Annotated in this window: 14 protein-coding genes and 1 other RNA gene; 8 read left to right on the top strand and 7 right to left on the bottom strand. The window is 50.0% G+C overall.

Going from position 1 to position 14,410, the window contains the following annotated elements:
- Positions 1–245 precede the first annotated feature (245 nt).
- Positions 246–671: a GNAT family acetyltransferase gene (locus tag HEP82_RS19265; protein WP_192459527.1), complete on the bottom strand. Its 426-nt coding sequence runs from the start codon at positions 669–671 to the stop codon at positions 246–248.
- Between the two features lie 175 nt (positions 672–846).
- Here HEP82_RS19265 and hemF point away from each other — a divergent pair, with 175 nt between their 5' ends.
- Both hemF and HEP82_RS19255 read left to right on the top strand, forming a co-directional pair.
- Positions 847–1,773, top strand: coding sequence for an oxygen-dependent coproporphyrinogen oxidase (hemF, locus tag HEP82_RS19260; RefSeq protein ID WP_192459526.1), 927 nt, complete (start codon positions 847–849; stop codon positions 1,771–1,773).
- Positions 1,773–2,222 (top strand): YaiI/YqxD family protein, encoded by a 450-nt coding sequence (locus HEP82_RS19255; RefSeq protein ID WP_192459525.1) that lies wholly within the window; start codon positions 1,773–1,775, stop codon positions 2,220–2,222. The genes hemF and HEP82_RS19255 overlap by 1 nt, the downstream gene beginning before the upstream one ends.
- A 174-nt stretch (positions 2,223–2,396) precedes the next feature.
- On the opposite strand, the gene maeB is transcribed toward HEP82_RS19255, so the two are convergent.
- From maeB to grpE, 4 genes are all read right to left on the bottom strand, one after another.
- Positions 2,397–4,676 carry an NADP-dependent oxaloacetate-decarboxylating malate dehydrogenase gene (maeB, locus tag HEP82_RS19250; protein WP_192459524.1) on the bottom strand — a complete coding sequence of 760 codons (2,280 nt, stop codon included), beginning with the start codon at positions 4,674–4,676 and terminating at the stop codon, positions 2,397–2,399.
- 459 nt (positions 4,677–5,135) lie between these two features.
- Positions 5,136–5,711 carry a GDP-mannose pyrophosphatase NudK gene (nudK, locus tag HEP82_RS19245; RefSeq protein ID WP_192459523.1) on the bottom strand — a complete coding sequence of 192 codons (576 nt, stop codon included), beginning with the start codon at positions 5,709–5,711 and terminating at the stop codon, positions 5,136–5,138.
- Positions 5,712–5,813: 102 nt separating this feature from the next.
- Entirely contained in the window at positions 5,814–7,052 is a 1,239-nt protein-coding gene (locus HEP82_RS19240; protein WP_192459522.1) for an Nramp family divalent metal transporter, read from the bottom strand.
- Between the two features lie 387 nt (positions 7,053–7,439).
- Entirely contained in the window at positions 7,440–8,027 is a 588-nt protein-coding gene (gene grpE / locus HEP82_RS19235; protein ID WP_015854879.1) for a nucleotide exchange factor GrpE, read from the bottom strand.
- Between the two features lie 142 nt (positions 8,028–8,169).
- On the opposite strand from grpE, the gene nadK reads away from it, so the two are divergent.
- The 3 genes from nadK (at position 8,170) to bamE (ending at position 11,244) form a co-directional block, all read left to right on the top strand.
- The gene (gene nadK / locus HEP82_RS19230) at positions 8,170–9,048 is read left to right on the top strand and encodes an NAD(+) kinase (protein WP_192459521.1); all 879 of its coding nucleotides are present in this window, start codon (positions 8,170–8,172) and stop codon (positions 9,046–9,048) included.
- 83 nt (positions 9,049–9,131) lie between these two features.
- Complete coding sequence (gene recN / locus HEP82_RS19225; RefSeq protein ID WP_192459520.1) at positions 9,132–10,793, top strand: DNA repair protein RecN; 1,662 nt, start codon at positions 9,132–9,134, stop codon at positions 10,791–10,793.
- A 112-nt stretch (positions 10,794–10,905) separates the two neighbouring features.
- Positions 10,906–11,244, top strand: coding sequence for an outer membrane protein assembly factor BamE (gene bamE / locus HEP82_RS19220; RefSeq protein ID WP_192459519.1), 339 nt, complete (start codon positions 10,906–10,908; stop codon positions 11,242–11,244).
- Between the two features lie 53 nt (positions 11,245–11,297).
- On the opposite strand, the gene HEP82_RS19215 is transcribed toward bamE, so the two are convergent.
- Together HEP82_RS19215 and HEP82_RS19210 are read right to left on the bottom strand one after the other, a co-directional pair.
- Positions 11,298–11,591 (bottom strand): RnfH family protein, encoded by a 294-nt coding sequence (locus tag HEP82_RS19215; protein ID WP_192459518.1) that lies wholly within the window; start codon positions 11,589–11,591, stop codon positions 11,298–11,300.
- Positions 11,584–12,018: a type II toxin-antitoxin system RatA family toxin gene (locus HEP82_RS19210; protein WP_015854884.1), complete on the bottom strand. Its 435-nt coding sequence runs from the start codon at positions 12,016–12,018 to the stop codon at positions 11,584–11,586. The genes HEP82_RS19215 and HEP82_RS19210 overlap by 8 nt, the downstream gene beginning before the upstream one ends.
- A 155-nt stretch (positions 12,019–12,173) precedes the next feature.
- On the opposite strand from HEP82_RS19210, the gene smpB reads away from it, so the two are divergent.
- The 3 genes from smpB to HEP82_RS19195 all read left to right on the top strand — a co-directional run.
- Positions 12,174–12,656 carry an SsrA-binding protein SmpB gene (gene smpB / locus HEP82_RS19205; RefSeq protein ID WP_192459517.1) on the top strand — a complete coding sequence of 161 codons (483 nt, stop codon included), beginning with the start codon at positions 12,174–12,176 and terminating at the stop codon, positions 12,654–12,656.
- A gap of 46 nt (positions 12,657–12,702) precedes the next feature.
- Positions 12,703–13,066: a transfer-messenger RNA gene (gene ssrA, locus HEP82_RS19200) on the top strand.
- 167 nt (positions 13,067–13,233) lie between these two features.
- Positions 13,234–14,410: integrase arm-type DNA-binding domain-containing protein (locus tag HEP82_RS19195; RefSeq protein WP_192459516.1), on the top strand; the 1,177-nt coding region annotated here is incomplete at its 3' end.

Below are 14,410 nucleotides of genomic sequence, written 5' to 3'. Positions count from 1 at the left end.
CCCGTTAATGCCTGACCAGACTGGAGGGCTTTAAGCGCTTTATCGAAATCGAAGGGCTGGGACATATGTCATTCCTTTTTGATTATATACTACTGGAATGACACAGAATTTCTAACACTCCCGCGAATCATCTGTCGGGAATGCCTTAATTTTCTTTATCGCCTGCCAAATCACCTTGTTCAGGGCACCCCAGCCAGCAGAAAGCACCATCACTCATCATGAAAATATCATTATGAAAAGCCGGCCTAATATTCCTGATCTTCAATCAGGCGTTTACCCAGCGTGATGCTGTCCACCACGTCGTAATTCAATTTCTCATACATGCCGATCACTGCCGTATTGCTCTGACGCACCATCAGGTGAATTTTCGGGCAACCGCGTGCAATCAGCTTCTTTTCCAGCCGGCTGATCAGCGCATTGGCAATGCCTCGACCACGAAAATCTGGGTGTACGCCCAGATAGTAGGCCGATCCCCGGTGGCCGTCGTACCCCCCCATCACCGAGCCGACGATCTCCCCACTGACTTCAGCCACCAAAAACAGATCCGGATCGTGATTAAGTTTACGCTCAATATCCATCTCTGGATCGTTCCAGGGACGCAACAAATCGCAACGATCCCAAAGGGTAATCACTTCTTCAAAGTCATCTTGCCTGAATACGCGGATTTCCATCGCCGATCGCCATGTTGAGTAAATGAGGTTATTCCTGATTATCGCGTGATTCGTTGCAGACGCAATATCAAATTCACCGGTTTTCCACCGCAATGTCAGGTAACACCGTTGACATCCCCAGCGGATAAATTTCGTTATACTGATGCCTCCATTCAGCACATAAACAATGACTACCATGAATTCACCTGACATCGACGCGATCAAACATTTTCTACTGACGTTGCAGGACAGCATTTGCCAGCAGTTAGAACAGGTCGACGGCAATGCCGTTTTCCAGGAAGATGCCTGGCAGCACGCCTCCGGCGGCGGCGGACGCAGCCGGGTTCTGCGGCAAGGAACGGTGTTTGAACAGGCCGGCGTCAATTTTTCTCACATCTCGGGCGCCGCACTACCGCCGTCGGCCAGTATGCATCGCCCTGAATTGGCCGGGCGCCGTTTTCAGGCCATAGGCGTTTCGTTGGTTATCCACCCCCTGAATCCATATGTGCCGACCAGCCACGCCAATGTGCGTTTTTTTATTGCCGAGAAAGATGGCGAGCCGCCGGTGTGGTGGTTTGGCGGCGGTTTTGATCTCACGCCATTCTATGGATTTAAAGAAGACGCCATTCACTGGCATCAAACTGCGTTCGCACTGTGCCGTCCCTTCGGCAACGATGTTTATCCCCGTTATAAAAAATGGTGCGACGACTACTTTTTCCTGAAGCATCGTGGCGAGGCACGCGGTATCGGCGGGTTATTTTTTGATGACCTGAACGTGCCGGATTTCGACACCAGTTTTACCTTCATGCGCGCCGTGGGCGAAGGTTTTCTGCACGCTTACCTGCCCATCGTTAACCGTCGTAAGCAGCTGCCATGGGGCGATCGCGAGCGCCAGTTTCAGCTCTATCGTCGAGGCCGCTATGTGGAATTCAACCTAGTCTGGGATCGGGGCACGCTGTTCGGCCTGCAAAGCGGGGGGCGCACCGAGTCGATTTTGATGTCCATGCCGCCGTTGGTGCGCTGGGAATACCAATACCAGCCGGAGGCCGACAGCCCGGAAGCAGCGCTATACCGCGATTTTTTACCCGCGCGCGACTGGCTATCCGCTGTAGGAGAAGAGTGATGCCGAGTATCTGGGTCGACGCTGATGCATGCCCCAACGTTATCAAGGAAGTGCTGTTCCGCGCAGCGGAACGGACATCCACTCAGTTGACGTTGGTCGCCAACCAACCCTTGAAGGTACCGCCCTCCAGATTTATCGCTACCTTGCAGGTTGCGGCCGGTTTCGATGTGGCCGACAACGAAATCGTCCGCCGTGCAGAACCCGGCGATCTGGTGATTACCGCCGACATTCCTCTGGCCGCTGCGGTCATCGAAAAGCAAGCCGTGGCGCTTAATCCGCGCGGCGAACGCTATACGCCGGATACCATTCGTGAACGGCTGACGATGCGCGATTTTATGGATACATTGCGTGCCAGCGGAATTCAGACTGGCGGCCCGGCCGCGTTAAACCTGCGCGACCGTCAGCAGTTCGCCAATCAACTGGATAAATGGCTGCAACAAAAAGCGTAAAAAAACCGGCAGATCACGCTGCCGGTTCAGACGGCTGACACACCTGGCAACCCTCATCAAACAGTGATACTGCCATGGAAGAATAAAGCGTTCGCGCTGACAGGGGGGTATGACGCCATCCCCCCCTCCCACGACCTACAACTAAAAAGGCTTCAACCGGCCATACATGCTGGATTACAACGGTTCGGTCTGCGCTTCGACCACCGCCAGCGCCACCATGTTGACAATACGCCGGACAGAGGCAATCGGCGTCAGGATGTGAACCGGCTTGGCAATTCCCATCAGCACCGGCCCGACAGTGACGCCTTCAGCAGAGGATACGCGCAACAGGTTGTAGCTGATACGCGCCGATTCCATGTTCGGCATAATCAAAATATTGGCGGCGCCTTTCAACGGGCTATCCGGCATCTGTTCCCGACGAATCGCTTCCACCAGCGCGGCATCGCCATGCATTTCGCCGTCTATTTGTAATTCCGGCGCCAACTGGTTCACCAGCGTCAGCGTGGCGCGCATTTTTTGTGCGCTCGGCGAATTCGACGTACCAAAACTGGAGTGGGACAACAGCGCCACTTTCGGTTCAATCCCAAAACGACGCACGGTATGCGCCGCCATCAGTACGATCTCGGCCAGTTGCTCCGGCGTAGGATCCGCATTGACATAAGTATCGGCAATAAAGGTATTACCGCTTGGCAACAATAGTGCGTTCATAGCGCCGGCGACCTGTACACCATCACGATAACCGAAGACTTTTTCCACCACGCCGAAATGTTCTTCATAGTTGCCGACAGTGCCGCAAATCAGCGCATCCGCCTCACCACGGTGAACCATGATTGCGCCTATCAACGTCAGGTTGGCGCGCATTTCGCGCTGCGCCTGTTCCTGAGATACGCCGCGACGTTTCATGATCTCGAAATATTCCGTCCAGTAGGCTTTAAAACGCGGATCCGATTCGTTATTAACTACCTCAAAATCTTTACCGATGCTGATCTGCAATCCCAATTTTTGAATGCGCTTCTCAATCACGCTCGGCCGGCCAATCAACACCGGAAATGCCAGCCCCAGCGATACCAACTCCTGTGTGGCATGCAGCACGCGCGGATCTTCCCCCTCCGCCAGCACCACACGTTTCGGCTCGGTACGTGCCTGGGAGAAAACAGGTTTCATGAACAGATTGGTTTTATAAACAAACTGCGTCAGCTTCTCGGTGTAATCATCTAAATTTTCGATTGGGCGCGTCGCCACGCCTGAATCCATCGCCGCTTTGGCCACCGCAGGTGCAATCTTGATGATCAATCGAGGATCAAACGGTTTAGGGATCAGATACTCCGGCCCGAAAGAGAGATCCTGATCGCCATAGGCGGATGCCACTACGTCGCTTTGTTCCGCCAGCGCCAAATCGGCAATTGCGTGCACGCAAGCCAGTTTCATCTCTTCGTTGATGGTGGTGGCACCCACATCCAGCGCGCCGCGGAATATGAAGGGGAAACACAATACGTTGTTGACCTGATTCGGATAATCGGAACGACCGGTGCACACAATCGCATCCGGACGCACCGCTTTCACCAATGGCGGCAGAATTTCAGGCTCCGGGTTGGCTAACGCCATAATCAACGGACGCGGCGCCATGGTTTTCACCATATCCTGAGTCAGTACGCCCGGCCCGGAACAGCCCAGAAAAATATCCGCATCAGGAGTGACTTCCGCCAGCGAGCGACGACCATCATCGTCAATGGCGTAGACCGCCTTGGTTTCCGCCATATTAGCCTCGCGGCCTTTATAAATGACGCCGCGGGAATCGCACACCACGATGTTTTCCCGTTTCAGGCCCAAAGCCACCAACAAATTCAGACAGGCGATCGACGCGGCACCCGCACCGGACACCACCAGACGCACATCGCCAATCTGCTTTTCCACCACGCGCAAACCATTCAACACCGCAGCGGTACAAATGATGGCGGTACCGTGCTGGTCATCGTGGAACACCGGAATTTTCATGCGCTCGCGCAGTTTCTGTTCGATATAAAAGCACTCCGGCGCCTTGATATCCTCCAGATTGATCCCACCGAAAGTCGGCTCCAGCGCGGCGATCACATCAATCAGCTTGTCTGGATCCTGTTCATCAACCTCAATGTCGAATACATCGACGCCGGAAAATTTCTTGAACAGTACGCCTTTGCCTTCCATTACCGGTTTACCGGCCAGCGCGCCGATATTCCCCAGCCCAAGTACCGCCGTGCCGTTGGAAATGACCGCTACCAGATTTCCCCGGGCGGTATATTTATACGCCGCCAGCGGATCCTCGGCGATTTCCAAACAAGGTGCCGCTACACCTGGAGAATATGCCAGCGCGAGATCACGCTGCGTTGCCAGCGGCTTGGTTGGAGATACCTGGATCTTTCCCGGCACCGGATATTGATGAAAATCCAGCGCGCTTTGTTTCAGTTGTTCATCCATCGCGTATTACCTTGTCTCTGTTTTGTTGTGTAGGGTAGACCGCTCATTCAGGCCGGGCTCGCCATGATTTGCCTGCACGATGAACCATGGCGGACTCAACTCGAATGTTTACTTTTTGTTGATTTATGGAGAATTACAGAATCTTAAGCCGAAAACTGTTTAACATCGTCACGTCACAAGTCTTAAAACAGCCAAAAAAAACTTAACTAAATGAATTATAAGAGATAATAAAAAAGGAATAATGGCCAGAGAGAATATAGTTCGCAAAAAAATAGCAGGAACAAGTGAGTTAAAATACATGGTAGATATGTTGCTGGCACGGTTAAGCCTCTTTTTAGGCTCTGAGCCTCATATTAGCAAATAAACCGATGCTCCGCCCCGTACCCCAACGATTTTTATAAAAAATGAGCAACCTGTCACTGTTGCTCATTCACTATGTTTACACGATATATCAATCAGTTACTCAAACCATCCTTGTATCTTGGCATGCTGCAACAACATAATGGTTTTCCCATCGCGGATCCGACCGTCGCCAACCATCCTCATGGCTTCGATAAACGGTATCTCCAGCACTTCAATATCCTCGTCCTCTATACCGCCACCATCATTTTCCCGTTGCGAATCGTCATACTCCGCCGCAAAGAAATGGATCAACTCCGTCACACCACCAGGGGACATATAGGCCTCAAACAGCTTTTCCACCTTACCGATCGTATAGCCGGTTTCCTCAATAGCTTCATTGCGAATACACTGTTCCGGACTCTGGTTATCCAACAACCCCGCGCACGCCTCCAGCAACATACCGCTTTCATTGCCATTCAGATAAGTCGGCATACGGAACTGGCGAGTCAACACCACTGTTCCCCGGGCTCGGTTGTACAACAGAATGGTCGCACCATTTCCCCGATCATAAACTTCACGCATCTGGCGTACAGTCCCACCAGTTTTTCTTTTTAGATCAAAAACATATTTATGAAGAACAAACCAGTGATCCGATAACAGCTTCTTTTCAATAATCTTGATAGGTGACAACATGATCGAACCCTGCGTGATGAATAAGCAACGCCAAATAATAGGGTGGGGTCGAAGGGAATGCACGAAATAGCGGATATATATGCGGCAAAAGCCGGGAAGGCACTACCTTCCCAGCAGAGTATCCACCAACAGATAAAGATTGAGGGCGATAACTACGCAGACAATGATTCTGCCAATATTCTGCACCAAACGGCTGTTCACCAGCCCCCCCATCAGTTCACGATTGCCGGTAAACGCTAACAACGGGATTAGCGCCAGCGCAATACCGAAGCTCAGAAGAACCTGACTCAGCACCAGAACTCGCGTCGGATCCATTCCAGACATAATCACGATGAATGAAGGCAACATGGTGACAATGCGACGTACCCATAACGGAATGCTGAACCGAACAAATCCCTGCATCACTACCTGGCCGGCCAACGTTCCTACCACGGTGGAGGAAAGACCGGCGACAACCAGACTCAATCCGAAAATAGTAGCGGCAGCCTGGCCAAGCAGAGGTTTCAGCGTCAGATAGGCTTGCTCAAGCTCAGCAACAGAAGCATTACCGCTAAAATGGAACGCGGCGGCGGCGGTCGCCATCATCGCCAGGTTGACAAAGCCGGCGATTGTCATCGCCACAGCCACATCGACTTTAGTGGCCGCATAACGCTCCGCATGCGTATCACTGCTTTTTTGTTGTGTTAACGACGAATGCAGGTAGATAACGTGAGGCATAATCGTTGCCCCCAACACCCCCGCAGCCAGCATTACAGCATCGGACGACGGCAGATTGGGGATCGCCATTCCTTTCGCTAACGGCGCCAATTGCGGACTGGAGAAAATCAGTTCGACGATATACGCCGCCGCGACAAACATCAGCAACCCGCCGATCACCATCTCGAGAGGCTTTTGACCGCGTTGTTGCAGCGTGAGGATGAGAAAGGTTGCAATACCGGTCAGAATCGCGCCTTCCAGCAGCGAAATACCCAGCAATAATTTGAACCCCACCGCAGCACCGATAAACTCCGCCAAATCGGTCGCCATGGCAATGATCTCTGCCTGGACCCAGTAAAACCAGACTGCAGGGCGAGGAAAGCGATCTCGGATGTGTTCCGCCAAGTTTTTCCCAGTAGCGATACCGAGCTTGGCGGAAAGCAACTGAATGAGCATAGCCATTAAATTCGCCCAAACGACAACCCACAGCAACTGGTAGCCATAAGCAGCACCAGATTGAATATTGGTGGCGAAATTACCGGGATCGATATAACCGATCGCCGCGATAAAGGCCGGCCCCATCAATGAAAGCTTAAGCTTTCTCGATGTACGGCTGACTGATTCCACTACACGACTCCCCGGCATATAAGTAACCCTTCTAACACTGATATTTTGCTACTCTCACAAAAATGATAATGATTATCAAGTGCATTTAGAGTGGTAAAAAATGATTATTTCGATAGGCAAAGACGATTAAGCACGTATCCAATAAATGTATAACTTTTATTGCTCAGACATTAACAAAATATAAACAAAAAAAGCAACCAATCCCTGATGACTTTAACAAAACATTCAATAGGTTATCGAAATAATATTTTTCATTAGATATCAATGAAATAAAAATATCAGAAACCTGTAGTGGGGCCAGGAAACGCTTGATGGGAAGAAACAATGCAAGAAAAAGAAACAACATGAGGGGGAAAAGACCTCCGGAACTGGTCAAACGAGTTCCGGAGAGAAAGCCAGATGCGATTATTCTTTGGCTTTTGAAACGGCGACCATCGCCGGGCGTAGCAGCCGACCGTTCAGCGTATACCCTTTTTGCATCACCAACATGACATGGTTCGGCTGATGTTCAGCCGATTCCATCATGGTCATCGCCTGATGCACTTCCGGATTAAACGGTACGTTTACGTCGGCGACAACCTCAATGCCAAATTTGCGAACAGCAGACAGCATCGATTTCAATGTCAACTCCACGCCTTCGATCGTGGATGCCTGCGCCTCGCTGGATTTGTCGGCCATTTCCAGTGCACGCTCCAGATTATCAATCACCGGCAACATTTCTCCGGCAAATTTCTCCAACGCAAACTTATGCGCTTTCTCAACATCCAGTTCAGAACGGCGACGAACGTTTTCCATTTCAGCACGAACACGCAGTACGGTTTCACGCTCACGCTGCTGAACTTCATCCAGTTGCGCTTCCAGTTCGGCGATACGCTCATCACGCGAGTCAGCCACTTCCGTCGTCTCTGGCATCGTATCCGTTTGCTGGCTTTGTGCCGTATCCTTCTGATCCAAGACTTGCTCGTCAGGCGACTTCTGTTCTTTACTACTCATGAAATTCTCCGCGGTTTTCGCATTCATCTCGCTAGTTCGCTTATTATGGGGATCAAAACCGGGGTTTCAAGGGAACTACTCACATATTGTTGGCCCGAAAACAGGGAGCGGCAGGCGTTCCCGTAAAGGATGAACCATCCCAATGAACAGAGCGTTTAACTGCATCGGTATCGTCGGCCATCCGCGCCACCCCACAGCACTGACTACTCACGAAATGCTGTACCACTGGCTGAGCGCCAAAGGTTACGACGTTATCGTTGACGAACAGGTCGCACAGGAGCTTAAGCTTCAGGGGGCCATGACCGGAAATCTGTCCGAGATAGGCCAACAGGCCGATCTTGCCGTGGTCGTTGGCGGAGACGGCAATATGCTGGGCGCAGCGCGCGTACTTTCCCGCCACAATATCAGCGTCATCGGTGTCAATCGCGGCAATCTCGGTTTTCTTACCGATCTTGACCCTGACCATACTCAACAGCAGCTTAGCGATGTGCTGGACGGCCGTTATCTCTGTGAAAGCCGATTTATGCTGGAAGCTGAAATCTGCCGATCAAACCACCCCAATAGCAGCAGTACCGCCATTAACGAGGTGGTGCTGCATCCTGGTAAAGTGGCGCATATGATTGAATTTGAAGTCTATATAGACGATCGATTTGCTTTTTCTCAGCGATCAGATGGGCTGATCATTTCGACGCCAACGGGTTCCACTGCCTACTCGTTATCCGGAGGCGGCCCTATTCTGACGCCATCGCTGGATGCCATCGCGCTGGTTCCGATGTTTCCCCATACGTTGTCATCCAGACCCTTGGTGATTAACAGCAGCAGTACCATTTGTCTCAAATTTTCTCATATCACCCAAGATCTTGAGCTCAGTTGCGATAGCCAGATCGCCCTGCCGATTCAGGAAGGTGAAGAGGTTCTGATCCGTCGCAGTGAACATCATCTGAACTTGATACACCCAGAAAATTATAATTACTTCAATACATTAAGTAGCAAGCTGGGCTGGTCGAAAAAATTATTCTGAAAACGGCCCATCCTACTTTACTGTATAAAAAACCAGTTTATACTGTATGCAACAACAGGTGTTGTTACATACAGGATACAATCATGCTGGCGCAACTCACTATCAGTAACTTCGCGATCGTTCGCGAACTGGAAATCGATTTTCAGACAGGTATGAGCGTAATTACCGGCGAGACCGGTGCGGGGAAGTCTATCGCTATCGACGCACTGGGGCTTTGCCTCGGAAACCGATCCGACGCCAGCATGATTCGCCCAGGCGCTGCCAGAGCGGATATTTGTGCCCGCTTTGCTCTTTCGGACACACCTGCCGCACTGAAATGGCTGGAGCACAATCAGTTGGATGACAACAACGAATGCCTGCTAAGAAGAGTCATCAGCGCAGATGGACGTTCCCGCGCATTCATCAACGGCACCGCCGTCCCACTTTCGCAATTGCGAGAATTGGGGCAGTACCTGATCCAGGTGCACGGCCAACACGCCCATCAACAGTTGCTCAAACCCGAGCATCAGCGTCAGCTGCTCGACGCCTATGCCGACGATCCTCAATTACTGTCCGCTATGCGTCAAATCTGGCAGCAGTGGCACCAGAGCTGCCGGGAGCTGGCCCAGCATCAACAATCCATGTTCGAACGCGAAGCCCGCCGGGAATTGCTGCAATATCAGCTAAAGGAACTCAATGAATTTGCTCCACAAATCGGCGAATACGAACAAATTGATATCGAGTACAAGCGGTTAGCCAATAGCGGGCAATTGATGTCGCTCAGCCAACAAGCCCTGCAGATACTGAGTGAAAATGAAGACCAGAACATACTCGGCATGTTGCATAGTGCAAGCCATCAGCTATCTGAGTTAATCAGTATGGATAACCAACTTTCAGGCGTGTTCTCCCTTCTTGAAGAGGCCAGCATCCAGATAAGCGAAGCCAGCGACGAATTGAGACATTACTGCGACAGAATGGATCTCGATCCTAATCGGCTTTATGAACTTGAACAACGCCTGTCCCGCCAGATGTCGCTGGCACGGAAACATCACGTCCAGCCGGAAGAATTGCCCTCATTCCATCAACAACTGTTACAGGAACAGCAGCTGCTGGAACAACAGGAAAATGATCACGAATCATTAAGTCAAACCGTACAGGAATATTACCAACAGGCACTGCATATGGCTGAGCAGCTCCACCAACGCCGCAGCCAATGCGCCAACGAACTGGCGCAACAGATTACGGAAAATATGCATGAACTGGCCATGCCGCATGGTCAATTCGCCATTGACGTGGTCTTTACTCCGGAATCGCTTACCGCCAATGGCGCCGATCAGATCGAATTTTGTGTAACGACCAACCCAGGACAACCGCATCAGCCCCTTGCCAAAGTTGCCTCTGGTGGCGAACTGTCACGTATTGCATTGATTATCCAAGTCATTACTGCCCAAAAAATGGATACACCCGCACTGATTTTCGACGAAGTAGATGTAGGCATCAGCGGACCAACTGCAGCGATTGTGGGTAGGATGCTGCGTCAATTAGGTCAATCAACCCAGGTAATGTGTGTAACTCATTTACCACAGGTTGCCGGTTGTGGCCATCACCACTATTTCGTCAGCAAACATACAGACGGCGCAATGACTGAGACACTCATGCAATCTCTGGATAAAAAAGCGCGTTTGCAAGAATTAGCCAGACTATTGGGAGGTTCTGCTGTGACCAAAAACACACTGGCCAACGCGAAAGAATTACTAGCCGCATAATAAGGATTCAACTTTTTCGGGTTCACGGGGTCTTACGGATATCTTGCAGGTTTTCAAGTCAGGCAAGGTCTATTATCATCTGCAACCTATGCCCTTAAGGAATGTAATCACTATGCGCTGTAAAACGCTGACTGCCGTCGCCACGGTAGTGGTTGTTATGTTAACCGCTGGCTGCTCTATGTTCGAACGTATGGTTTATCGGCCGGACATCAATCAGGGGAACTACCTGGCGTCAGCTGACGTTGCCAAAATTCATAATGGAATGACTAAACAACAGGTTGCCTACACACTGGGCACTCCGATGTTGCAGGATCCATTCGGGACTGACACTTGGTTCTATGTTTTCCGTCAACAACCAGGCCACGATGCCGTCAAACAGCAAACGCTGACTCTGACCTTCAACAGTCAGGGCGTTTTGACCACTATTGATAACAAGCCAGCATTACAGTAAAACTGAGTGAAATAGCACTTTCGTCCCGGCTGACGGACAAAAAATAAGGCACATTACCGTGCCTTATTTTTTGAACGCTCCGCTCTTTGACGACGGAGTTCTTTCGGGTCAGCCAACAATGGGCGATAAATCTCAACACGATCACCATCTCGCAATACATCGCCCAATTTGGCTGGCCGACTGAAAATACCGATCTTATTGATATTAAGATCAATTTCAGGCCACAGCGCCAACACTCCAGAATTTCTGATAGCTAATTCTATAGAACTTCCCTCTTCTAAAGTCAGGGATCGCAAATACTGACGTTCCGGCAAAGCATAAACCACTTCAACATGAATTTCAGACACTATAAACCTCTTTAGCTCTCTGAGTGAACGCCTGAACCATATTGTTGGCTAATTCCTTGAATACTTTACCAAATGCAAGCTCAATCAGGACGCTCTTGAATTCGAAATCAAGATGCAATTCAACCTTGCAGGCCTGGTCTCCAAGAGGAATAAAACGCCAGTCTCCCGTCAACTGACGAAATGGACCATCAACCAATTGCATAGAAATACACTGGTTATTAGTCAATGCATTACGAGTCGTAAACGTCTTGCTGATCCCAGCTTTGGAAACATCAACTGCGGCTGTCATTTCTTCTGAAGAAGAAGAAAGAACACGACTACCGACACATCCTGGCAAGAATTTCGGATAAGAGGGAACGTCATTGACTAATTTATACATTTGCTCCGCACTGAAGGGGACCAATGCTGAACGACTTATTTTGGGCATACCATTTTCCGTGAGTCATAAATCGCGCAAAATAATATCACTATTGAGTAGCCAGACAAAAATTCTGCGAAGAACATCGCATCGATTCATTCAGAATGCGGCCGTATCATGACAGGGATTTCATTCACCGCAGCAACCAGTATAATGACGGCACTATGACAAAGAAAAAAGCATATAAACCCGGCTCTGCCACCGTTGCACTCAATAAGCGTGCCCGCCACGAATACTTCATAGAAGAAGAATTTGAGGCGGGCTTGTCCCTACAGGGGTGGGAAGTCAAATCCCTGCGAGCAGGCAAAGCCAATATCAGTGACAGTTATGTCATGCTGCGCGATGGCGAAGCCTATCTATTTGGTGCAACATTCACACCGTTGCATGTAGCCTCCAGCCACGTAATCTGTGATCCAACACGTACACGTAAGCTCCTGTTAAATCAGCGTGAATTAGACTCACTGTACGGTAGAGTAAATCGTGAAGGTTATACAGTCGTCGCATTATCACTGTATTGGAAAAACGCCTGGTGTAAGGTCAAGATTGGCGTAGCCAAAGGGAAGAAAGAGCACGACAAACGGGACGATATCAAAGAACGTGAATGGAAATTGGATAAAGCGCGCATAATGAAAAACGCCGCCCGCTAACGGTAGATTAGCGATCCATATCTCTGTTATAATAGTAAAATATCTTGGGGCTGATTCTGGATTCGACGGGATTCGCGAAACCCAAGGTGCATGCCGAGGGGCGGTTGGCCTCGTAAAAAGCCGCAAAAAAATAGTCGCAAACGACGAAACTTACGCAGTAGCAGCTTAATAACCTGCTTACAGCCCTCTCTCCCTAGCCTCCGCTCTTAGGACGGGGATCAAGAGAGGTCAAACCTAAAAGAGATCGCGTGGATGCCTTGCCTGGGGTTGAAGCGTTAAATCTAATCAGGCTAGTTTGTTAGTGGCGTGTCTGTCCGCAGCTGGCAAGCGAATGTAAAGACCAGACTAAGCATGTAGTACCGAAGGTGTAGGAATTTCGGACGCGGGTTCAACTCCCGCCAGCTCCACCACTTTTTAGTAAAATGACGTCTACTCAAGTCTACAAAGGCCGCATCCCACAAGGGTTTGCGGCCTTTTTCATGTCCAGTGAAGTCTACTGAGAATTGCTAGAAACCACTCCTTATGGCACCCTCCTATTATCCCTCGTCGATGAGGGAGTAAAAACGAGGGAGCAAAAATGCCGAAGGTAGCAACAAAACTCACTGACACAGAGATCAAAAAGGCCAAGCCCACAGAGAAAGAGTTCACACTATGGGATGGAGATGGCTTGTTCCTGCGTATCAAACCAAGTGGCAAAAAAATCTGGCACCTCGGCTATACCGTTCCTTTAACCAAGAAACGGGCCAAAATGAGTCTTGGGTTCTATCCCTACCTGACACTTGCTCAAGCAAGAGCGCTACGGGATGAATACCTCTCTTTGCTTGCACAGGGTATCGATCCCCAATCCCACAATGAGCAAAAAGCTCAAGCGCTCAAAGATGCCACTGAACACACATTCCAAACAGTGGCGAAAAAGTGGCTTGATGAAAAAATTAAAACATCAGGCATATCGCAAGATCATGCTAAGGATATCTGGCGTAGCCTTGAACGAAACATCTTTCCAACATTGGGGGATATTCCTATTAAAGAGATCCGCCCTAAGATGTTGAAACAACATCTTGACCCTATCGAGCAAAGAGGTGTTCTTGAAACTCTACGCCGTATAATTTCCCGACTGAACGAAATTTTCCGTTATGCGGCTACAGAAGAGCTTATTGAGTTCAACCCCGCAGATAACCTCACACAGCGTTTCAGCAAACCAAAGAAGCAAAACATGCCAGCTCTGCCCCCCAGCGAGTTACCAAGGTTCATAGTGGCTTTAGCAAACGCATCTATACGCTTAGAAACACGCCTACTGATTGAATGGCAACTTCTTACATGGGTTCGCCCCGGAGAGGCTGTCCGTGCTCGTTGGACTGACATCGACGAAGAGAACCGATTCTGGAACATCCCCGCTGAGTTCATGAAGATGAAACGGCCCCACAAGGTTCCATTGAGTAAGGAAGCTATGCGTATTCTTGAATCCATGAAACCAATCAGCGGTCATCGTGAGTGGGTTTTCCCCAGCATCAAAGCTCCTCTTAGCCATATGCACGAGCAAACAGCTAACGCAGCGATAATCCGCATGGGTTTTGGCGGTGAAATGGTGGCACATGGTATGCGTTCTATTGCCAGAACTGCCGCCGAGGAATCGAGAGCGTTCAGAATTCTGTGTCACGTTAAAAATTCTACAGCGTCATCACGTTATTTAGTCGCCCTTCAAAATAAATGGCCAACTGTGACAATGTCAAATTCCAGCTCCGGATGGGCATTGT

This window comes from Musicola keenii (assembly GCF_014855505.1).
Classification (GTDB): Bacteria; Pseudomonadota; Gammaproteobacteria; order Enterobacterales; family Enterobacteriaceae; genus Musicola; species Musicola paradisiaca.
This window is presented reverse-complemented; position numbering and strand designations above follow the sequence as displayed.